The organism is Acinetobacter sp. YH12069 (assembly GCF_013419675.1).
GTDB classification, from domain to species: Bacteria; Pseudomonadota; Gammaproteobacteria; order Pseudomonadales; family Moraxellaceae; genus Acinetobacter; species Acinetobacter amyesii.
Genome location: NZ_VOZS01000002.1, coordinates 49,248 through 69,736, shown reverse-complemented (window position 1 = coordinate 69,736; position 20,489 = coordinate 49,248). Strand labels below are relative to the sequence as shown.

General features: G+C 40.3%; 22 protein-coding genes. 10 read left to right on the top strand and 12 right to left on the bottom strand.

Annotated elements, in window-relative coordinates; translation table 11 throughout:
* Positions 1-17 precede the first annotated feature (17 nt).
* The 5 genes from FTU16_RS00505 to FTU16_RS00485 all read left to right on the top strand — a co-directional run bounded on the left by FTU16_RS00505 (position 18) and on the right by FTU16_RS00485 (position 5,145).
* Positions 18-809 carry an RsiV family protein gene (locus FTU16_RS00505; protein WP_180162463.1) on the top strand — a complete coding sequence of 264 codons (792 nt, stop codon included), beginning with the start codon at positions 18-20 and terminating at the stop codon, positions 807-809.
* Between the two features lie 117 nt (positions 810-926).
* Positions 927-2,198 carry a serine--tRNA ligase gene (serS, locus tag FTU16_RS00500; RefSeq protein ID WP_180066755.1) on the top strand — a complete coding sequence of 424 codons (1,272 nt, stop codon included), beginning with the start codon at positions 927-929 and terminating at the stop codon, positions 2,196-2,198.
* A gap of 73 nt (positions 2,199-2,271) precedes the next feature.
* On the top strand, positions 2,272-3,672 hold the full coding sequence (cysG, locus tag FTU16_RS00495; protein ID WP_180117801.1) for a siroheme synthase CysG: 1,401 nt from the start codon (positions 2,272-2,274) through the stop codon (positions 3,670-3,672).
* 323 nt (positions 3,673-3,995) lie between these two features.
* On the top strand, positions 3,996-4,475 hold the full coding sequence (locus FTU16_RS00490) for a tRNA (cytidine(34)-2'-O)-methyltransferase (protein ID WP_111885295.1): 480 nt from the start codon (positions 3,996-3,998) through the stop codon (positions 4,473-4,475).
* 229 nt (positions 4,476-4,704) lie between these two features.
* Entirely contained in the window at positions 4,705-5,145 is a 441-nt protein-coding gene (locus FTU16_RS00485) for a hypothetical protein (RefSeq protein WP_257227073.1), read from the top strand.
* Between the two features lie 92 nt (positions 5,146-5,237).
* Here the strand turns inward: FTU16_RS00485 and FTU16_RS00480 are convergent, their stop codons facing one another.
* Both FTU16_RS00480 and FTU16_RS00475 read right to left on the bottom strand, forming a co-directional pair.
* Positions 5,238-6,797, bottom strand: coding sequence for a PT dipeptide repeat lipoprotein (locus FTU16_RS00480; protein WP_180162462.1), 1,560 nt, complete (start codon positions 6,795-6,797; stop codon positions 5,238-5,240).
* Between the two features lie 70 nt (positions 6,798-6,867).
* Positions 6,868-7,263 (bottom strand): hypothetical protein, encoded by a 396-nt coding sequence (locus tag FTU16_RS00475; RefSeq protein WP_180074202.1) that lies wholly within the window; start codon positions 7,261-7,263, stop codon positions 6,868-6,870.
* A gap of 152 nt (positions 7,264-7,415) precedes the next feature.
* Here FTU16_RS00475 and FTU16_RS00470 point away from each other — a divergent pair, with 152 nt between their 5' ends.
* From FTU16_RS00470 to FTU16_RS00460, 3 genes are all read left to right on the top strand, one after another.
* Complete coding sequence (locus FTU16_RS00470) at positions 7,416-8,612, top strand: cupin-like domain-containing protein (protein WP_180162461.1); 1,197 nt, start codon at positions 7,416-7,418, stop codon at positions 8,610-8,612.
* A 66-nt stretch (positions 8,613-8,678) separates the two neighbouring features.
* Positions 8,679-9,491 (top strand): DUF6502 family protein, encoded by an 813-nt coding sequence (locus FTU16_RS00465; protein WP_180005061.1) that lies wholly within the window; start codon positions 8,679-8,681, stop codon positions 9,489-9,491.
* Positions 9,469-10,107, top strand: coding sequence for a hypothetical protein (locus FTU16_RS00460; RefSeq protein ID WP_180162460.1), 639 nt, complete (start codon positions 9,469-9,471; stop codon positions 10,105-10,107). Before FTU16_RS00465 ends, FTU16_RS00460 begins: the two co-directional genes overlap by 23 nt.
* A 61-nt stretch (positions 10,108-10,168) precedes the next feature.
* Here the strand turns inward: FTU16_RS00460 and FTU16_RS00455 are convergent, their stop codons facing one another.
* The 6 genes from FTU16_RS00455 to rpoD all read right to left on the bottom strand — a co-directional run bounded on the left by FTU16_RS00455 (position 10,169) and on the right by rpoD (position 16,774).
* Positions 10,169-11,590 carry an APC family permease gene (locus FTU16_RS00455; RefSeq protein ID WP_180005059.1) on the bottom strand — a complete coding sequence of 474 codons (1,422 nt, stop codon included), beginning with the start codon at positions 11,588-11,590 and terminating at the stop codon, positions 10,169-10,171.
* Positions 11,591-11,855: 265 nt separating this feature from the next.
* On the bottom strand, positions 11,856-13,040 hold the full coding sequence (locus FTU16_RS00450) for an iron-containing alcohol dehydrogenase (protein ID WP_111885299.1): 1,185 nt from the start codon (positions 13,038-13,040) through the stop codon (positions 11,856-11,858).
* Between the two features lie 3 nt (positions 13,041-13,043).
* The gene (locus tag FTU16_RS00445; RefSeq protein WP_180011534.1) at positions 13,044-13,577 is read right to left on the bottom strand and encodes a hypothetical protein; all 534 of its coding nucleotides are present in this window, start codon (positions 13,575-13,577) and stop codon (positions 13,044-13,046) included.
* A 75-nt stretch (positions 13,578-13,652) separates the two neighbouring features.
* Positions 13,653-14,312, bottom strand: a complete 660-nt coding sequence (lipB, locus tag FTU16_RS00440; protein ID WP_180183115.1) for a lipoyl(octanoyl) transferase LipB — start codon at positions 14,310-14,312, stop codon at positions 13,653-13,655.
* A gap of 157 nt (positions 14,313-14,469) precedes the next feature.
* Positions 14,470-14,757 (bottom strand): YbeD family protein, encoded by a 288-nt coding sequence (locus FTU16_RS00435; RefSeq protein WP_078191448.1) that lies wholly within the window; start codon positions 14,755-14,757, stop codon positions 14,470-14,472.
* Positions 14,758-14,884: 127 nt separating this feature from the next.
* A complete protein-coding gene (gene rpoD, locus FTU16_RS00430) occupies positions 14,885-16,774 on the bottom strand; it encodes an RNA polymerase sigma factor RpoD (protein WP_078191374.1) in 1,890 nt (629 codons plus the stop codon).
* 399 nt (positions 16,775-17,173) lie between these two features.
* On the opposite strand from rpoD, the gene FTU16_RS00425 reads away from it, so the two are divergent.
* Positions 17,174-17,383, top strand: coding sequence for a PA3496 family putative envelope integrity protein (locus FTU16_RS00425; RefSeq protein ID WP_078191373.1), 210 nt, complete (start codon positions 17,174-17,176; stop codon positions 17,381-17,383).
* 69 nt (positions 17,384-17,452) lie between these two features.
* A complete protein-coding gene (locus tag FTU16_RS00420; protein WP_078191372.1) occupies positions 17,453-17,977 on the top strand; it encodes a YecA family protein in 525 nt (174 codons plus the stop codon).
* 80 nt (positions 17,978-18,057) lie between these two features.
* On the opposite strand, the gene FTU16_RS00415 is transcribed toward FTU16_RS00420, so the two are convergent.
* The 4 genes from FTU16_RS00415 to FTU16_RS00400 all read right to left on the bottom strand — a co-directional run bounded on the left by FTU16_RS00415 (position 18,058) and on the right by FTU16_RS00400 (position 20,300).
* Positions 18,058-18,474, bottom strand: coding sequence for an ABZJ_00895 family protein (locus FTU16_RS00415; protein WP_180162459.1), 417 nt, complete (start codon positions 18,472-18,474; stop codon positions 18,058-18,060).
* Between the two features lie 123 nt (positions 18,475-18,597).
* The gene (locus tag FTU16_RS00410) at positions 18,598-19,008 is read right to left on the bottom strand and encodes an ABZJ_00895 family protein (protein ID WP_078191370.1); all 411 of its coding nucleotides are present in this window, start codon (positions 19,006-19,008) and stop codon (positions 18,598-18,600) included.
* A 21-nt stretch (positions 19,009-19,029) separates the two neighbouring features.
* Entirely contained in the window at positions 19,030-19,641 is a 612-nt protein-coding gene (locus FTU16_RS00405; protein WP_180162458.1) for a DedA family protein, read from the bottom strand.
* Between the two features lie 362 nt (positions 19,642-20,003).
* On the bottom strand, positions 20,004-20,300 hold the full coding sequence (locus FTU16_RS00400) for a hypothetical protein (protein ID WP_180162457.1): 297 nt from the start codon (positions 20,298-20,300) through the stop codon (positions 20,004-20,006).
* Positions 20,301-20,489 lie beyond the last annotated feature (189 nt).

Sequence of the window (20,489 nt, the reverse complement as noted above, 5' to 3'; positions counted from 1 at the left end):
CTATAGGGAATTTTGGGATGAAAAAAAATCATATGAATAATATAGCTTGGGCTGTTTCAGCTGTGGTTTTAATTGGGTCATTAACGGCCTGTCATCCTCGAAATGAACCTGTTGAAGGTGAAACGACGGAACAGAAGCCAGCGGTCGTCGCTGATGCGATTCCACTTATTCAATCGAAATCTGTTGCGATGCAATTGCCGAAAGCACAAGCTTGCGATGCGGAAGGTTGTACCCAATATACGATTCAAACGGTTGAAACCAATGTTGATTGGATTAATCAATATTTTACTGACCGAATTAAAAAGGCAGATCCGATTGCATTTTCAACTGAGCCGAATCAAAAAATTGATTTATCGGACAAGACGGATGCAGGCTTAAGTCAAAGTACCACTTCTGTTCGATACATTAGTCAGTGGGGGCATATTGCAACTTTTGCGATCGAAAGCTATACCTATGCAGCGCATGCTGCTCACGGCATGTCTCATGTCGAATATGTCAATTTTGATTTAAAAGCCAAAAAACGTTTGGCTTTACAAGATGTCTTAGTCAAAGGTGCAGATGCGAAAGTGATTAGCGCATTATTTGATGCCAACTATATGTGGTTAGATAGTCACGATATTGAACGTTCAAAACTACAATTAAGCGATAATTTTTATTATGGCGCGAACGGGATCGTATTTGCTTATCCATTGTATGAATTGGCGAGCTACGCAGAGGGCATGCCTGAGCTAAAACTTCCATATTTTATGGCTAAAGGGCTATTTAAACCTGAATATTTACCAAGTTTGCCAAATTACGAAATCAAATAAGACAATTTGCAGCAAGATTATTGGTCTAATAAGGGGCAGCTGTAAGCTCGGTCACTGTATTTTTGAGTGTTAAGAGCTTACACTATAGCCAGTTTTTTTCTTTACTTAAGATTGGCTATGATCGACCCGAAATTACTCAGAAATAATATTGAGGCTGTAAACTTAGCCTTAGCAAAACGTGGTGTTCAACTCAACGTAGCAGAGTGGGCAGACCTTGAAGCTCGCCGTAAGGAAATTCAGTCTAAAACTGAGTCGTTACAAGCTGAACGTAATGCTGGTGCAAAACAAGTTGGTCAAATTAAAAAAGCTGGCGGTGATGCATCTGAAATCATGGCACGTATGTCTGCCATTGGTGATGAAATTAAAGCGGCAGAACTCGCACTTTCTGACCTTCAGGCTGAACTCGAAGCCAAATCTTTATCGATTCCAAATTTACCTCATGAGTCTGTGCCAGAAGGTAAAGACGAAAATGACAATGTTGAAGTTCTAAAATGGGGTACACCACGTCAGTTTGATTTTGAAGTCAAAGACCATACTGATCTTGGTGAAATGATGGGCGGTTTAGAATTTGAAACCGCAACTAAATTGACAGGTACTCGTTTTAGCGTACTCAAAGGCCCATTGGCGCGTTTACAACGTGCAATTACCCAATTTATGTTAAATACACATACCTTGGAAAATGGCTATACCGAAGCGTATGTACCGTATTTGGTCAATGCAGACTCTTTACGTGGTACGGGTCAATTGCCTAAATTTGAAGAAGATTTATTTAAACTTCAAGGCGAAAAAGAATACTACTTGATCCCGACTGCAGAAGTGCCTGTAACCAACTTCGTGCGTGATGAAATCATTGACCCAGAACGTTTGCCATTAAAATATGCAGCGCATACGCCATGTTTCCGTAGTGAAGCGGGTTCGTATGGCCGTGATACACGTGGTTTGATCCGTCAACACCAATTTGACAAAGTAGAAATGGTTCAGATTGTAAAACCTGAAACTTCGATGGATGCTTTGGAAGAATTAACGGGTCATGCCGAAGGTATTCTTCAAGCATTAGGCTTACCATACCGTAAAGTCGTTCTGTGTGGCGGAGACATGGGCTTTGGTGCAATCAAAACTTATGATTTAGAAGTTTGGGTGCCAAGTCAAAATACCTACCGTGAAATTTCATCTTGCTCATGCATGGGTGACTTCCAAGCACGCCGTATGAAAGCGCGTTACCGTGCTGACCAAAAGAAAACTGAGTTTGTACACACGCTGAATGGTTCAGGTTTGGCAGTTGGTCGTACTTTACTTGCCGTGATGGAAAACTATCAACGTGCAGACGGTTCAATTGAAATTCCAGCAGTACTTCGTCCATATATGGGCGGTGCTGAATTTATCGATTAATAGTCGATAAAGTGCATACATTTGTGCACAAAAATTGCTTAAGACAATCAGATTTAAACTATTGAGGTCGTGTGTGGATATCTTTCCAATCTCTTTGAAGTTGCAGCAGCAACCTTGTCTGATTGTTGGTGGTGGTCGAATTGCATATCGAAAGGCTGTGCTGCTTGCAAAAGCGGGCGCTCAGCTGACAGTTTGCTCACCCGAAATTGAAGATGATTTATTGACCTTGGTTAATAAAACCCAAGGTCAATATCTCAACTCGATTTATCACGAATCGGTTTATCGAGAAAATGCCATTGCGCTGCGTCAGTTTCGTTTAGTGATTGCAGCAACCAATGACAAAGCGGTCAATCAGGCGGTTTTTGAAGCCTGCGAAGCTGAAAATGTCTTGGTCAATAGTGTTGATGATCCGCCGCATTGCCGTTTTATGGTTCCTGCGATTATTAACCGTTCTCCGCTGGTCATCTCCGTAGCATCCAATGGCACATCGCCAGTACTCTCGCGTCAAATACGCACCCAGTTAGAAAGCTCAATACCGCATGGCATGGGCAAACTGGCTGAGTTCTCAGGTAAGTGGCGCGCAGCCGTTAAATCCAAAATCGTCAATCCAGATGAACGCCGTATTTTTTGGGAAGACTTGTATGCAAGTCCGCTCAAAGAGCAGGTATTTAATGACAATTTGACCGAAGCCAATCGTTTGATTGAACAGGCCATATTGGAATGGAAACAGCCGAAAGGCGAGGTGTATTTGGTGGGTGCAGGGCCGGGTGATCCTGAACTGCTGACCTTAAAAGCCCTGCGTTTAATGCAGCAAGCGGATGTGGTGATCTATGACCGTTTGGTTTCTCAGCCGATTATGGACCTCTGCCGCCGTGACGCTGAAAAAATTTACGTAGGTAAAGCACGATCTAATCATGCTGTTCCGCAAGAAGGCATCAATGCCTTACTGGTGAAATATGCAAGTGAAGGCAAACGTGTCTGCCGTTTAAAAGGCGGAGATCCATTCATCTTTGGCCGCGGCGGTGAAGAAATTCAGGAACTTTTTGCGGCAGGCGTTGCCTTCCAAGTCGTTCCAGGGATTACTGCTGCATCTGGTTGTTCGGCTTATGCAGGGATTCCTTTAACGCATCGTGATTATGCGCAAAGTGTACGCTTCCTGACAGGCCATCTGAAAGAAGGTTCGCCTGAGCTGCCTTGGAATGAGTTGGTTTATCAAAATCAAACGCTTGTGCTGTATATGGGCTTGGTCGGTCTAGAAAAAATTTGTGAGAAACTCATCGCGCATGGGCAGCGTTCAGACATGCCTGTCGCATTGGTTTCTAAAGGGACGACACCTGAACAAAAAGTCGTGGTCGGGACATTGGCGGATATTGCATCTAAAGTCAGTGAATACCAAATTCAGGCGCCTACATTGACGATTATTGGTGATGTGGTGAGTCTGCGTGAACAGCTTCAATGGCATGAGCGAGGATAAGCAACGCAACGCGTTGCCCGAGCGCAAGGCGAAGGCTATGCCTGAGCAAAGAGGATAAGCAAGCTGCTCAATTGTCCAAATGCAAGGCGAAGGCTATGCCCGAGCAAAGAGGATAAGCAGGCTGCTGAATTGTCCACGTGCAAGGCGAAGGCTATGCCTGAGCAAAGAGGATAAGCAAGTTCTGGTATTGTCCAATTGCAATGCGCAAGCTAAGCAACGTAGATAAGCACGCGCTTGTAGTACCATCTAAACTTATGCTTCAGCTTTGAAACTGTAGCCTGAGCTTTAAGCCATTATTTAACTAAAGAGTAGAGAAAAAAACTGTGATCCATGTTGTTTTATACGAGCCAGAAATTCCTGCAAATACAGGGAATATCATTCGTTTATGTGCCAATACTGGAGCGCAGTTGCATTTGGTCAAGCCATTAGGTTTTGAGCTGGATGATAAAAAACTTCGCCGCGCCGGTTTGGATTATCATGAATGGGCGCACATGAAAGTGTGGGAAAACTTTGAAGAATGTCTTGCGGGCTTAAAAGCGCAAGGTATTGAGATGGATGCCATTTATCCATTAACCACCAAAGGTTTTGAAACACCGCATACCTCCAATTTAAACCGTCCTGTGGCGCTGTTGATGGGGCCAGAAACACGTGGTTTGCCGGAAGATGTCCGTATGATGTTCCCGAAAGAACATTGGATTCGCCTACCTATGGCACCAAATTCACGCAGTTTAAACTTGTCTAATGCTACTGCTGTGATTTTATATGAAGCTTGGCGTCAGCAAGACTTTAAAGAATTGGTCTAAGTGTGATCTGTTCAAAAAGCCGCTCTATCGAGCGGCTTTTTTATTGGGAGTGAACACAGTGAACCATTTACAGCAATGAAGTTTTGTAAAATAAGGGCTTAAAAACTTCAGCATCAATATAAAAATGTGTATAAGAACACTGTGAAGAAATAAAACGGGTACTTAAAACTTGAAATCTATAAATTTAAAAGCTTTTGGTGTCGTATTTGCGACCGGATTCATTTCATCAATGAGTTGGGCTAATCCAACCGTATCAACCACAACGGAACAGACAGCAGTGACCGTCACTGCAACTACAGAAAATATTCCAGTTGTACCGAAGGTTGAGGTGATCAAGCCTTTTACTAAGGCTGAAATCCAGCAGGGTATGCTGGAAATGCAGCAAAGACAAAATCAGCGTATTGAGGAATGGGGAAAAACACTAAAAGCCGACGATTTTGAACGTTCATGGTATGGTGGTCGTCAATTGAAAAAGTCCAAGCGTCAGGAAGTTTGCGGGATCTATCAGGGTTTAGTGAATGAAACCTATGGGTTGGCACAAAAAAATAAAGCAAGATTGAGTCAAGCGGATCAAAAACAAATATCAGACCGCAACCAATTTATTCAAAGCTTAGGTTATGAAAATAATATCGTTGATACCAAGATGGGTTTTAATTGCCGCTTAAAATAAGTGATTTTTATCACTGCTTTGATTTATGTGAATGATCCATGTCCTTGATGTAAAAAATAAAGGACATGGAAAAGCTCGAGATACCTCATGAATTAATCAATTAAATTAAAGTCACTCAGTTCTGTTTGTAGATGTTTTGGATTATTTGCAAACAGCAGTTGACCGCTGGTGTATAACCAACCCAATTGACCTTGCTGCTGAAGACGTTTCAGTAAGACGTCGTTAAATGTCGACGTTGCAAAGACAGTTTCACTAAAGACTTTAAACTCACCGACATTAGTGTTTTCGCTGTCTTTCATAAACAGCATGCCGTTTTTGGTGGTTGAACTCATATCTAAAGCACGGCTGACTAAGCGGTAACCGTCTTTAGCTTGCTCATCAATCAACTCCTGTAATTTTAAGCTGCGCTCTACACTATTGCTGCCGGTTGGGTAAGTTTTATAGCGATAGCTGTAAGTGCCATGGTGTGCGCTGCTATTTATACAGGTTGCAACTTTAGGACTGTTTTGATTGCCGTTCAGAATTTCAGGACGAAAACCTGTGAAATAGCTTTTGAATTGAATAATACGGCAGCCTTGGGCACCCAGTGTATTGAGCATAGTTTCCAGTTGCACTGGGTCTACGAGCGGGGAAACATAGCCGCTGTCGTAAGTATATGTCGCGGTATCATTTTCTTTTTTAATGAAATAATCTTTGAAATTCAGGGTATTGGTTGGTCTGACGCTATGCAAGTATTGATAGCCTGATTTGCCTTTTTCATTTAACTGATTACGCCATGTAAAATATATGTCAGCGGTAGAGGGTGCTGCACGGTCTGCAACAATATGATTGAAACGCGTATTTTCATTGGCAAGTTTCATGTAGCTATTAACATTACCATTGTCCAGAGTTTTAGTATCATAGCCAATTAACTTATAACCGCTTTGTCCCATTGTATTGAGCTGAGCCAAGAAGTTTACTGTGTCGGTGGTATTAATAAAATTCTCAGACTTAAAATCTGCAGTTGTGATTTTGGTTTTCGGTTTTAAATTGGTGAAGAATTCATTGGAATTTTTTGTATAGCAGCGGCTGTCCTTGAGTGGGTCGGTAATTAGACCTCGTTGCATGATGATATAGCTTGGATTTGAAATCGTCGCGTTAATTACACAGAAAGAATGATTATTTAAAAAAGTTAAAACGCGGTTGCTCGTCGCGCCACCTCTGACTGGTTGAAACTTAATGGCATGATATTCAAAGTTATTTAGAGTTGCAGCAGGCTGTATTTCACTCATGACCATGTCATGAAGTAATTGATAGCGTTTGGAAATAAATTCACCGCTGCAAGTTTTACTTGAACTATTGTGTACCGCATATTTTAGTTCTTCGTTCAGTGCACTGACTGAATTTTCACTGGTTTTATGAATTGAAATTTGTGGTAAATCGCAATTACTGTTACCGAGGGCAGAATTCCCTTGAATCCATTCACCTGTGAATTTATCCGCTACAGTTGTTGGCGTTGGCGTTGGCGTTGGCGTTGGCGTTGGCGTTGGCGTAGGTGTAGGTGTAGGTGTAGGTGTAGGTGTCGCGCCATCATCATTGGAGCTTGATCCACCACAGCCCACCAATGTCGTAAATACAGCAGCGATAATGCTGATTTTGTGATTATTATTCATGACTAGTGCTCAATAGAGTGAAGTTGTTATGTACGGCTGATGCGGTTGTATAAACATTTAAAATCAAGATTTATTGAACAAGGTGTGATTCAATCCAGCCATTGCCATGTTCTGTAGTGACTTCTATCAAACCTGTTTTAGTCATGTTTCCCGCAAAAATAATATCTGCATTTTTTGACAGTTTATTAATGACTTGGCTCGATTTATCGGCAGTTTGATAAAGCGGTAGATTATTAATTTTAGGTCTAAGTTGCTGTCCCATACTGAAACCATTTGCAGCATAATTTGAATTAGTCGTGGCCTGACTGCCTGTCCATTCTTTTGCGGTATTCGATACTTCTTTGGATGTTTCATTAAATTGATTCAGTGTATTTCTTAAATCACGCATGGTATCGGCAAAACCTGCATATACTGATATTGAAGCTAAAGACAGACTGCTAACGATGACTAAATGACGAATTTTCATGAACTTTCTCCTTTACTTTGTTATGTCATTCCGCATGAGTTTTGTCGGATTCATAACATTCGCGGTGTTTAAATAATTATAAAATGCGAAAATTTAGCATTTTTAAAATAGATCATTTATACTTCACTTGTAAAGAGGGTGGAGTGGTGAAGATGAATGTAGAAAGCCAGAGTGAACATCTAAAGCAAAGTAAAAATTGGTATCAATCCTTACCGATGGAATGGCAAAATTGGTTGAATGAAAATATTGAAAATGGTTGCGATGTACAGAAAATAAGTCTAATTTTAGAATCACATGGATTAAGCCCAAGGGCGGATCAATACTTATTTTCTGATGCAGACCAACTTTCAGAACAGCTGCAAAATGAACTTTTGGACTACAGTCTTGAGGGCTTAGAGACAGATGAAATTTTAGAAAAAATTAAGCAAAAAAATATTTCAAATCATTTGATCATTCAGTTTTTAAAGCGTGTAAACAATAACGTAATTTTTAAAAAACTGAAGCAAGTACAGCAACAGCAGAATAAACAGCGTTGGCTATTACAGGTGATGGGTCAATTGAATCAATTGAACGACCACATTCCATCCACAATCGATTGCATAGAAACACCTGATTTTGAAACATTTATAGAGCGGTATTATAGCCAGATGCGACCAGTCATTTTAAAAGGTGGGATACAACATTGGCCTGCACTGCATAAATGGAGTCCTGATTATTTTGCACAGCATTTTGAAAATGAGTTGGTTGAAGTCCAGATGCATCGTGAGCAGCATCAAGATTTTGAAAAAAAATCGGTACAATTGAAACGTATTATTTTGATGCAAGATTTTGTCGCACAAATTAAAGCCACTAAGCACAGCAATGACATTTATTTAACTGCGAATAACGCCGCTCAAAATAAGCAATTCATGCAAAAGATTAGTGAAGATCTAGGTGACTTCGCCAAAGCTTATTGTCAAAAAGAGATCAAAGATCGACATTTTTTATGGTTTGGCCCTGCAGGCACATTTACACCACTGCATTATGACTTAACCAATAATATGTTGGCACAAATCTATGGACGTAAAAAAGTGACTTTGATTCCTGCACGGCAAATGCCGTATATGTATAACGATCATTGGGTATTCAGTCAGGTTTCAGACGTCGCAAAGGCTGATCTAGTAGCCTATCCACTGTTAGAAAATGTGACACCGTTCGAGTGCATTTTGCAACCAGGGGAAACCTTATTTATCCCAATTGGTTGGTGGCATAGTGTTGAAAGTTTAGATATCTCGATCAGTGTTTCTTTTACGCATTTTAATGTAAATAATCATTTTTTTACTGAATATCCTCAAGATCTCATCAGATAAAAATTGTGAAGTAGATTAAACAATGCGAAAATTTCACTTATGCAGTCTAATTTTCATGGCAATTCAATGAGCAAACTTCTCACTAATGAGGCAGATCAAAATTTACAGCAAGTATTGGTGCTGATGAATGAGCTGAGCCAATGGCTGATTCGCTCAGGTGTGGGATATACCGAGTTTACTGCTGCATTGAAACCGGTTTTTTTCCAACAAGCTGTACAAGAGTTAGAGCGTATCGATCAAAAACCGACGATTTCCGCGATCAGTTTACTTTCTGGCCTACACCGTAAAGACGTGACTGCTTATAAAGAAGTGATTTCTGAAGGTAAGGATTTGACCGAAGCGACTGTTTCGGAGCCGATTAGTGTGCCATCACGTGTGATGGGTTTGTGGCTTGCAGAAGGTTGGGGGGATTCTTTACCATTTAGCAGTGAGTCAGAAAATAGCTTTGAAATGCTGGTGAAAAGAATTTCAACAGAACGTCATCCGCGTTCAGTACTCAACGAGCTTATAAGGCTTGAAATTGCGACAGAAAAAGATGGGCAGATATATTTACAACAGCGTCGTTTTATTCCTGATCCTTCGCAGTTAGAAGCACGTAAAATTTTAACACGAAATGTTCAAGCGCATTTAGAAGCGGGTTTGCATAATTTATTGAATCCTGATGAAATACCTTACTTAGAACAAGCCATTTGTGCTGACGAATTAACAGAAGAATCGATTAATAAATTACATGAAATGAGCTTAGAGCTTTGGCAGAAATACTCACTACAACTTTTAAAACTTGCCGCGGAGCGTTGCGCAATGGATGACGGGAATCCTGAAGCAAATCGTGCATTTCGCTTTGGAGTTTATCAACATGATGCGAAAATTAAATTTTAAGACTTTAACCCTTTGTGGCTTGATCAGCGTTTTAGCGGGTTGTGACATAGAGTTTTTTCGAAGTGGTGGGGTTACAATTGAAGGTACAGGTGATCCAATCATTGATATCGGTCATGCAGGGGATGGCCGCGGAACAATTATCTTGGGGACACGATATTTAGAGTTTTTAGCTTCCGTGCAGGATTCTTGTTATGGCGTGGAACGTAAATTAGCCTTCCTCAATCCATTTGATCGTCAGTCGATTGACACAAAAACGTATGTAGAAATACCTGCTGCCCAAGCGGATCTTAATTCGCAAAATGTTCAATTGATCTTAAAAAATACCAATAGCGTACCAGTCACCATTCATTTGCAATGTGATATGCCATTAACCATGCAATTATTCGAGCAGGTTAGACCATATTTTCCAAAACAAGTATGTGATACACCTATAGATATCAAACTCTATCCACAACAACAGCATATATTTGAAGCAGCTGTAAATTTAGAGACTGTTGAAGATGGTATATGGTCACACGGTGATGGAGCATCGGTTGAATTAAAAGGCAATACACCAGACAAGTGTGAAGAAATTTCAATTCAATTTCAGCAATCTAGAAAATCCATACAACCTTAATTGGTATATTTAAAACAAAAAAGGCGCTTTAAGCGCCTTTTTTGTTTAGAGATAAACTTGATTAGAATTTATCATCAAATTCGTTATGTTGCGGCGCAGGGTGTTTAAAACCTTTGGTTTTGTATGCTAAATAACCAACACCAATAACAGCCCAAGCTAGTCCTAGTTTAAGTGCCATCTCATCAATTTCTAACCACATTAGGAATACACTGGCAAAACCAAGTGTAGGAATAATCACATAGTTAATGATTTCCTTTAATGATTTAGTTCTTCCATCACGTAATGCATAACGTGAAATTACAGAAAAATTGACAAAACTGAATGCAGTTAATGCACCAAAGCTGATTAGGTTAACAATATGCTCAAGATCAAGGAAACCCGCAGTAAGTGCAACTACACCAACAATTAAAATATTATAAGTTGGTGTGTGGAGTTTAGGGCTAATATGACCAAAAATCTTTTTGTTAATCACACCATCACGGCCCATGACATACATTAAGCGTGATACACCCGCATGTGCCGAAATACCTGAAGCAAGAACGGCGATAACTGCAAAATAGAGCACTAGATTTTTGAATGCAATACCAGTAATTGCGGTTAAAATTGTTGTGTTGCCAAGCGCTTCCAGCATTACCGGTTGTGATTCATCCAATGGATTAAAATACAAATTTGCATTGCTAGGGAAAAATAGCTGGATAAAATATGTGCTGACAATAAATATAATGCCGGCAATTAATGCGGTTGAGAAAATTGCTTTAGGCAAGGTTTTTTCAGCATCTTTGGTTTCTTCCGCAAGTGATGATAATGCGTCAAAACCTGTGAAAGAAAAACACAAAATTGTCGCACCGCCAATTAAAGCACCAATCGTGGTCATTTCATTCCAAAAAGGAGCAAGTGACCAAAGTCCAGCTTTATCTGGATTTAAAGTGCCATCTGCATAAACACCTTGGGTAAGGAGTAAGTAAACTTCATAAACAAAGTAGAAGATTACCCCTAACTGTACGAACACTATAGTACTGTTAAAGCGAGCGACAAAACGTGAACCAAATAAATTGATGACCGTCATAATTACAGTCAATCCAATTACCCAAATCCAGTTATTTACATCTGGGAATAAGGCTCTTAGATAAATATCTGCCAAGATAATGTTGACGAGAGGTGAAAGTAAATAATCTAGCCAAGATGACCAGCCAACCATGAAGCCAACGTTTGGGTGAATGGATTTTTGAGCATAGGTATACGCCGAACCCGATGATGGATAGCGGCGGATCATATGTCCATAACTGATTGATGTTAAAAGAATGGCCACAAGTGCAAAAATATAAGAAGTTGGGACATGTCCTTGACTTCCGTCTGATACCAAGCCAAAAGTATCAAATAAGGTTAGAGGCTGAATATATGCCAGACCAATAATGATGATATGCCACAGCACAAGATTTTTTTTCAGTTTTGCTGCAGATTGAGTCCCAGAGTAATTTGTCAACGGCGTTATCCTCTTATCGTTGATCAAGGATCAGTCATATTCTAAGGATCGTTTGAGACGAACGATCCCCCCTACGTTTTAAAACAAAAGTGCGCCAATCTACTCCAAATTGGTACATTTTGTCAGTAACTTTGAAATTATTTTTAGCAGAAATTATGCCAGTTTGATTAAAAAATAACTGATATTGCGTTCTGCAAGTGAAAAGCCCGATGTTTAAAAAAACATCAGGCTTAATTTTTCGCTATATTCGCTTATTTTTCAGCAATTACCAAGCTTTTTTTAGAATAGTTTTGAGGTCTTCTAAGCTGGCTTCTTTAGGATTATAAATAATCGATCCATCATTCAGTGCTTTCTCTGCCACTTCATCTAATTGAGCTTCAGTCACTTTACCTGTTTCACTCAAAGTACGTGGTAATTTGGTCAAACTAAACAAGCGGTCACGCATGGCTAAAAGCGTTGAAATAGCTTTTTCAGCGCGGAGGTTGGCCGGTGTTTGTGCATAAATATCAGGACCAGCCAGTGGTAATAGCAATTCAGCAATCTTATCGCCATTCACTTCTTTGTTGTATTCCAACACATACGGCAAGAATAAGTTCATGCATAAGCCGTGGGGCAGGTGAGCGACTGCACCCAGCGCATGACCTAATGAATGCACTAAACCGACCATTGAGTTCGAAAATGCAATTCCTGCCATCGTAGAGGCTTGTGCAAGTTCTAAGCGCCCATGTGCATCGCTGGTATTATCTAATACACCAAATAAGCTATTGCTAATTTTCTTGATTGCGGCAGTTGCATAGGCATCTGAAATCGGGTTCGCCGCCATGCACGTATAGGCTTCAATGGCATGCGTCATCGCATCCATCGCTGTCATTGCTGTAAGATGAGGCGGCAAAGTTTGCGTCATACGTGGGTCAAGAATTGCTGCATGTGGCATCAAATAATTCGATGCAAAAGCCATTTTAACATTCTTTTCAGGGTCAGAAACCACAGCGACCATAGTCACTTCTGAACCTGTCCCTGAGGTTGTTGGAATCACAAAAAATGGTTTTAAAGGTTTAGGTAAGTTGTGCGCACCTGAGTATTTCAGTAAGTCATCACCACCTTCAGATACCAAGATGTTGGTTGCTTTAGAGGTATCAATCACTGAACCGCCACCGACGGCAATAATGGCATCACATTGGTTGTCGCGGTAAAGTTGAGCCGCTTTACGTACGGTTTCTAGACTTGAGTCTGGCGGAACATCATCAAAAATATAGCCAATCACCGTCTCGGTACTTTCAAATGCCGCTTCAATCGGTGCAAGTAATTGATTACTGCGAACGCCTTTGTCAGTAATGATCATGGGGCGTTTAGCACCTAAAGTAGACAGTTCGAATGGAATGTGTTCTAAAGCAGCATGGCCAGCAATCACTTTTACAGGACAGAAAAATTCGTAATATGGTTTAGCCATGTGTTATGCGCTCCGTTTTAAATAAGACTGGGCTACTTTTAAATAAATATTTGCAGCACCGCTCAGTTTTTCTTTTAGGCTTAAATGTGTTGGATATTCTTTGACAGCCAATTCAGCCACCAATTTAGGTAAAATTAACGCTTCCATTTTGTTGAGACAACGCACCAGTCGGATGGCATAAGACAAATCACCATCGGCGATCATGCGGTCATTGGCAAAGGCTTGTGCGGTACTTTCTTGAAATGAGAAGACCAAAAAGGCATGATTCAAATGCTTAAACGTAATGGTTAAGTCAGGCTTTTGAGTGCCGGGTGTGAGGAGTTTGAGTTGATGGTCTTCCGTGACTTGCGCGACAAATGCAGCACCATTAGGAAAAACATTCATAGATAAAATAAAATTAACTGGAAATTTAGCAACTTCTTGTTTAATTTCTTCATCGACCTGGCTCGCCATGACCAGACCTCTGCCAATCACATCCATCATGAGTTTGACATAGGCCTGCTGGAGCGCGGGTTTAACGGATTTAGTTGCAATCACGTGTACATCCCTTATCTATAATTATTAATTTAGAGCTTTTACTCTAAATTATTTTATTTGAGAAAGCAAAGTCTTTTATAGTTGTTTGACTGTTACGTCTTTAAAGTAACCACTGTTTTTCAAAGTATCAATGATATCGACGCATAAGTTTTCAAATTTAGGGTAATCTTGCACCAAATCTTGTATACGAACCATTTCTAATCCAGCATAGCCACATGGATTAATGGTATGAAAACCAAATAGATCACAATCGATATTCAGTGCCAAACCGTGATAACTGCGGCCTTTACGAATTTTAAAACCGAGAGAACCAATTTTGCGTTCTGCAACATAAACACCGGGTGCATCAGGCTTGGCATAAGCGTCGATGCCGTACTTTTTCAGCAGTTCGATCATCAAGTTTTCTGCATAGGAAACCAGCGTACGCACGTTCCAACCTAAGCGATTTAAGTCAAACATGAAATAAGCGACCAACTGACCCGGTCCATGCCAAGTGACTTGTCCACCACGGTCTGTTTGTACCACAGGGATGTTACTTTGCACCAAAATATGTTCAGGTTTGCCAGCTTGCCCCTGAGTTAATACATCGGGATGTTGCAATATCCACAGCTCATCAGGTGAGTTTTCATCTCGCTGTTCAGTGAGAGTTTTCATCTCTAAAAAGCGGTCTGCATAAGGGGTAAGGTGGTTATATTGACGAATGATTAATTCGGGTTTTTGAACAGTTTCAGTCACGTATTTCGTGTCCTTTTCTATCAAAGTCATGTATGGATTATAATGAATTAGACGTACAAAAGGGGGGTTAAATACTGAATTACTTGAGGGTATTACTATTATACTTAGACATAAAAAACACGCTCGAAAGCGTGCTTTTTTATTTAAATCAACAGAATTACAGCGCGGTACGAATGTGTTTACAAGCTGCTAAATCCGCATAGACCGCATGTACTTGTTCTAACTCTTCGAAACGTAATTGAGCAGTAATTGAATGATATTTACCTGTACGAGATGGAGTCACAGTCATTTTACTGCCATCAAAATCAGGAAAATGTTTAACAAAAATTTCATTCACTGCAAGGCGAAGTTCTTCACCTGCATTACCAATCAATTTAATAGGGTAGTCCATAGGGAAGACCCAAAGATGCTCTTGCAATTCACGTGAAGGAGCGCGATTAGTCATATCAGTCATGGGACACCTCATTATTTAAAAATACCTGCAATGAGCAGGTATTTGGAATTATTTGCTACATGCTCATAATATGGGGCGGAAAACCCCATATTCAAGCCTGCATTGTCCTAGTTATAGGTTAATCATTCTCAAGGAATGAACGCAGATGTTCTGAGCGTGAAGGATGACGTAATTTACGCAATGCTTTCGCTTCAATCTGACGAATACGTTCACGTGTTACGTCAAACTGTTTACCCACTTCTTCCAAGGTATGGTCGGTTGGCATATCGATACCGAAACGCATTTTCAAGACTTTCGCTTCACGTTCAGTCAAGTTTTCAAGAACTTCACGTGTTGCTTCTTTTAAGCCTTCTGACGTTGCAGCGTCAATAGGAGAGGTGATATTACCGTCTTCAATGAAGTCACCAAGATGCGAATCTTCATCATCACCAATTGGTGTTTCCATTGAAATTGGTTCTTTCGCGATTTTAAGCACTTTACGAACTTTCACTTCGTCCATTTCTAGACGTTCACCTAATTCTTCAGGTGTCGGTTCACGACCCATTTCTTGAAGAAGTTGGCGAGATACACGGTTGATCTTGTTAATGGTTTCGATCATGTGTACTGGAATACGAATAGTACGTGCTTGGTCGGCAATCGAACGTGTAATCGCCTGACGAATCCACCAAGTTGCATAAGTAGAGAACTTATAACCACGACGATATTCGAATTTATCCACCGCTTTCATCAAGCCGATGTTACCTTCTTGGATCAAGTCGAGGAATTGCAAACCACGGTTGGTGTACTTTTTCGCAATCGAAATTACCAAACGTAAGTTGGCTTCAACCATTTCCTTTTTCGCACGGCGAGCTTTTGCTTCACCAATCGACATACGTTTAGAAATGTCTTTGATGCCTTTAACATCTAAGCCAAGTTCTTTTTCGATGTCAGCGATTTTTTGTTGGAATGCCAGAACGTCAGGGCGGACTTTTTCAAGATAGCCTTTCATTTCTGCAGGTGCTTTAGCAATTTGTTCATCTAACCAAGCAAAGTTAGATTCTTGACCTGGGAAAGACGTACGGAATTGAGTACGGTCCATACGACCACGACGTACGGCATAACGCATGACTTCACGTTCAGAAGTACGGATTTGGTCATGGGTATTACGGATCAAATCAGAGATGATGTCGAATAAACGTGGTGTAAATTTGAACATCATGAACACAGTCGCAAGTGCTTCAAGTGCAGCAGCAGCTTCTTTACTGTTACGTCCATTTTTTTCAATAGCAGCTTTAGTCACTAACCATGCTTGTTCGAGCTCAGTAAAACGTGCTTTAGCAATTTCAGGATCTGGACCAGATTCGCCTTCAGAATCATCATCACCTTCAGACTCTTCGTCTTCATCGTCATCATCAAGTTTGACATCTTTGGTCGGCTTGTTGGTAGACGCTTCGTCTTCATCGATCTCAGAATCTTCTTCGTCGATCACTTCAGGGATGGCTTCGTCAGATTCAGGATCTAAATAACCAGAAAGAATATCAGCTAAACGGCGTTCACCCGCTTCATAATCTTTGTATTCTTGCAGTACAACTTCGACCGCATTTGGCCAATAAGCAATAGAGTGTAAAACGTCACGAATACCTTCTTCGATACGTTTTGCAATGCTAATTTCGCCTTCACGTGTCAAAAGTTCAACTGTACCCATTTCGCGCATGTACATACGCACAGGGTCAGTGGTACGACCGGGTTCATTTTCAACAGATGCAAGTACAGCAGCGGCTTCTTCTTCAGCAACTTCGTCAGTCGCTTCGCTGCCACCTTCAAACATTGTATCGTCAGATTCTGGTGCACGATCATGTACCGGAATACCCACGTCATTCAACATCTGAATGATGTCTTCAATCTGTTCACTTTCAGTGATTGAGTCCGGGAGATGATCGTTAACCTCGGCGAAAGTTAGGTAACCTTGCTCTTTGCCTCGGCTAATCAGAGCCGCTACTTGAGAAGTAGGGGAAGTCATATCGCTCATCTTTGCTTACTCTTCGTTGAATCTGTGGCAGTAAAAAACCGTGCATTTTAGCACGATCGTCTCATTAAATCTTGTTAATAGCTGGCTTATCCCATTAGGACGGTACAGCATCAAGCTGTCCAATGAGATATTAAAAATTTAAATTCAGTAATTTAGGTGGGGCTGAAATTGTTGTTTTCAAGTTCATCCCATGCATCGATTATTTTACGAGTCATCTTTGACTGTCATAAAAATGAAGGACGCAGGGTGGATTATATCATGCCACAGGTTTTGGTAAGAAAAAAAGACCTATTTTTAAAGTTTAGTTGTTAAAAAAACAAATAAAACTTGACAATATTTTATATCCCATATAAATAGCGGCTAGACCCCTTCAATTTTTTTCATTATGAGGTAGTTTTGGTGTCTTCTACAGATTTTGAACTAGATGATAACTACGGTGATGATGATGTGAATTTCGATGAGGCCAGTGCAAAAACTAGCGCGAAAGAATCGTTAGAAAAGCGCCGACTTATTGATGACCTTCTGGCTCAGCGCCGTCTTGAACGTGAGCTTAAAGATTTTGATTACGACATCGACGATGACGATGATTTTGATGACGAAGAAGACTAAATAGCGATTTAGCATAGCGCTTGAAAATGCTATGCTTACGCATTAAGTTTTTCTAACTCTGGATTTGAAATGAGTGCTTTAGATTTAGACCTTTTGAGTGACTATCTAGACGGCGATGACAACGAGCATGGTCTAGATTTTGCAGCGACTCATGGTTTTTTGTGTGCAATTGCAGTAGGCCCAGCTTTTGATAAATGGCTAGACGAACTTTTTGATAACAATCAGAAAAAAGTACCTGCTGAAATTATTGCGCAAGTAAAAGCATGGCTCGAATCGATTCGTCAGAATCTTGCCAATGAAGATGGTATTGAATTTCCATTTGAAATTGAAGAAGCCGATGTTGAATCAAGTCTTGGTGACTGGAGTGTTGGCTTCGTTGATGCCATGTTCCTAAACGAAGATGCATGGTTCACCGACGAGTTTGAAGAACAATTGGTTGATTTAACTTTGCCAATCATGGTGTTCAGCGGCATTGATGAAGAAGATCCACAAATGGAATCTTTCCGTCGCAATGGGCAGTTGATGGATGAACTTGCAGAAGAAATCCCAACCAATTTGAACGAATTATATTTGATGTATCACACACCAAATTAATTTCGACGAAATTTAAAAAAAGCACCTTGGGGTGCTTTTTTTAGCGCCGTACTTTTTTAATTCAAAATCAATCTTAATGCTTAACTGCGTTTGGCTTTTAAAAAGCTTTTCGACATCCATCCAAAAGATAAAGCCAACACAAGATAATGGATCAGTAGCGTAAAGCTGATAGCAAGCAGCCAGACCCAAGCGGGTAATTGCGTTAGCGCCATTTGAATAAAGGCTTGGGTTTCAGGGAATATTAAGAGACAAATGACTGTAGCAACGACACTGATGAGAACCGAAGCTAAAATACAGCTCCAAATCAAAGTTCTCTTTTCAAACTTATCTGGCACTCGCTGATGGTCTTTGACAAAGCTAGATGCCGCAGCGAAACCGCCCACGATGAGACAGGTAATGGATGAACCACCGGGTAAATCAAAGAAAGACTCGATGGCTGCGACAGCTACCATGGCGAGGGCATAAGCAATACTAAATGTGATGATGTATTTTTTCATTATTTAATGTTCATGTTTTCGTTTTATAAAGAGCGAGTATAGCTTGCCCGAAGTTTCTTCACTGAATTTTAAGTTTCAGTGAAGGGTATTGATTCAAATTCTAACGGAATAAGTTAAAAAAATTTATAATTTTTTAGCACAGTAGTCTGCATACCAACCGTAGGCAATATGAAATATCGTGCCATGAATGGCGACCAAACAAAGCATAACCACAGCAGTTAGCCCAATGCCTGCATTATCTACAGACTTCATAATGCTTTCGGCATTGGGATTCATCAGCACCAAGAACAGCACAAAAAAACTACCAATGATGATTGCAACAGCACTCGAGCCCCAAACCAGTTGGATCTTTTCATGGTTGCTCGGCACACGTTGTTCTTTCTTTACAAAATGCCCAACGCTGATTAATGCACATGCCACCAATGTAGGAATTAAGGTGATACCGCCAAGATTTAATCCAAAGATTAATACGGTAATCAAAAGCACCAAGGCAATGCTATAAACAGCAGCAAAGTGCAGGAGATAGTGTTTCATGAAAGCCCCAAAAACAAAAAATTAACGATGTCGACGTTGATGTCGGCGATACAAAATCCAAGCAATAATGATGACTGTGATCAGAATAATCACATGTCCAACTTTGCTAAATATTTGCTGCATTAACTGCTGGTTTTCACCTAAATAAAAGCCTACACATGCTAAAAAGGTGGTCCAAATAATCGTACCTAAACCACTATAAAACATGAACTTCCAAAATGGCATGCGGCTCATTCCTGCAGGAATACTTATGAGAGAACGCACAGCCGGAATCATTCGGCCAAAAAATACAATGCGGTGACCGTATTGCTCAAACCATGCTAGAGATTTTTTGACATCTGCAGATTTGATGAATAAATATTTTCCATAACGATCGACGAAGCGGAAGATGGATTCATGCTTAAATTTATAGCCAATCCAATACAGCAATGCTGCCGCCAGTAAAGAGCCAATGCAGCCTGAAATAATGACACCAATGAGTAGCAGTTGACCTTGGGAGGCAGAATAGCCAGCCGAGGGCATGATGATTTCTGAGGGGATTGGGGGGAAGACATTGTCAAGGAACATGAGCAGGGCAATACCGAGATAACCCAATTGTTCCATGATTGAAATGATCCATTCAGTTAAAGTCATGGTAGCTAAGGCAGAGAAAAAGTGTATTTATCCTATGTTGAAAAGCGCAGTGGGTAAAGTTCCGTTTTAAATATTCCTGAAACCACCTAAGTAAAACAACAAATATTGAGTTCATCTTGTATTAAGTAGCACGTAGGCTGAATTAGAAGGAAAAGTATGAATACGCGATGGCATTAAGCAATGCTGAATGATATAAGACTGAATAATTGAAAGGCTTAGATCATAGTTTTTAAAGTAAAGAGTGTACGCTGTTCAGTTTGGATTTTATTTTGATGTCGGAGCTTTAGCAGCCTTAAAAATCGTTTTATATACTGAACAGCGTAGGACAAAGTTGCAATAAGTAGCTTTGCAAGGTGCGCAAATTAATCATCATGTTCCATATTTAACAGGGTGTGAATATAGACTTGGCGTAAGCTCAGAGATAAAGCAAATGGAATCGCACAAAGTCCAAGAATGTTGAGCATAGTGGGTTGTAAGTGCAATGTATAAGCAATAAATAAGGCAAAAATTGCACCAATGCATGTAGCAATACTGACTATCAAAATATGCGACTGTTGGTTAAGGAGGTGTTTTAATTCTCCTACACTTTCTTTTACACGGGGAGCGGGTAAAGCAAGGCGCCTTGAGGTTGCAATTGGAGAGTTGATTAATTTTGGCATAATGCTTTCCTTTTCAATTATCTATAATGATTTTCTCGGATCAATTGATCAGAATAAGCATAAATGCGCGAACTGATTCTCGTAAATAACCAGATATAGTTATTTTGTCAAAAAAATTAAGTCACTGTTGAGAATGCGTAAAAAAAGCCCTAAAAATAGGGCTTTTATTTATATATCGTTACAACAAAT

What these genes read in the sequence shown, in the direction of transcription:
- FTU16_RS00505 (WP_180162463.1), top strand. Translation starts at nt 18, where the DNA reads ATGAAAAAAAATCATATGAATAATATAGCTTGGGCTGTTTCAGCTGTG.
- serS (WP_180066755.1), top strand. Translation starts at nt 927, where the DNA reads ATGATCGACCCGAAATTACTCAGAAATAATATTGAGGCTGTAAACTTA.
- FTU16_RS00485 (WP_257227073.1), top strand. Translation starts at nt 4,705, where the DNA reads ATGAGTTGGGCTAATCCAACCGTATCAACCACAACGGAACAGACAGCA.
- FTU16_RS00480 (WP_180162462.1), bottom strand. Translation starts at nt 6,797, where the DNA reads ATGAATAATAATCACAAAATCAGCATTATCGCTGCTGTATTTACGACA.
- FTU16_RS00475 (WP_180074202.1), bottom strand. Translation starts at nt 7,263, where the DNA reads ATGAAAATTCGTCATTTAGTCATCGTTAGCAGTCTGTCTTTAGCTTCA.
- FTU16_RS00470 (WP_180162461.1), top strand. Translation starts at nt 7,416, where the DNA reads ATGAATGTAGAAAGCCAGAGTGAACATCTAAAGCAAAGTAAAAATTGG.
- FTU16_RS00465 (WP_180005061.1), top strand. Translation starts at nt 8,679, where the DNA reads ATGAGCAAACTTCTCACTAATGAGGCAGATCAAAATTTACAGCAAGTA.
- FTU16_RS00460 (WP_180162460.1), top strand. Translation starts at nt 9,469, where the DNA reads ATGATGCGAAAATTAAATTTTAAGACTTTAACCCTTTGTGGCTTGATC.
- FTU16_RS00450 (WP_111885299.1), bottom strand. Translation starts at nt 13,040, where the DNA reads ATGGCTAAACCATATTACGAATTTTTCTGTCCTGTAAAAGTGATTGCT.
- FTU16_RS00435 (WP_078191448.1), bottom strand. Translation starts at nt 14,757, where the DNA reads ATGACTAATCGCGCTCCTTCACGTGAATTGCAAGAGCATCTTTGGGTC.
- rpoD (WP_078191374.1), bottom strand. Translation starts at nt 16,774, where the DNA reads ATGAGCGATATGACTTCCCCTACTTCTCAAGTAGCGGCTCTGATTAGC.
- FTU16_RS00420 (WP_078191372.1), top strand. Translation starts at nt 17,453, where the DNA reads ATGAGTGCTTTAGATTTAGACCTTTTGAGTGACTATCTAGACGGCGAT.
- FTU16_RS00415 (WP_180162459.1), bottom strand. Translation starts at nt 18,474, where the DNA reads ATGAAAAAATACATCATCACATTTAGTATTGCTTATGCCCTCGCCATG.
- FTU16_RS00410 (WP_078191370.1), bottom strand. Translation starts at nt 19,008, where the DNA reads ATGAAACACTATCTCCTGCACTTTGCTGCTGTTTATAGCATTGCCTTG.
- FTU16_RS00405 (WP_180162458.1), bottom strand. Translation starts at nt 19,641, where the DNA reads ATGACTTTAACTGAATGGATCATTTCAATCATGGAACAATTGGGTTAT.
- FTU16_RS00400 (WP_180162457.1), bottom strand. Translation starts at nt 20,300, where the DNA reads ATGCCAAAATTAATCAACTCTCCAATTGCAACCTCAAGGCGCCTTGCT.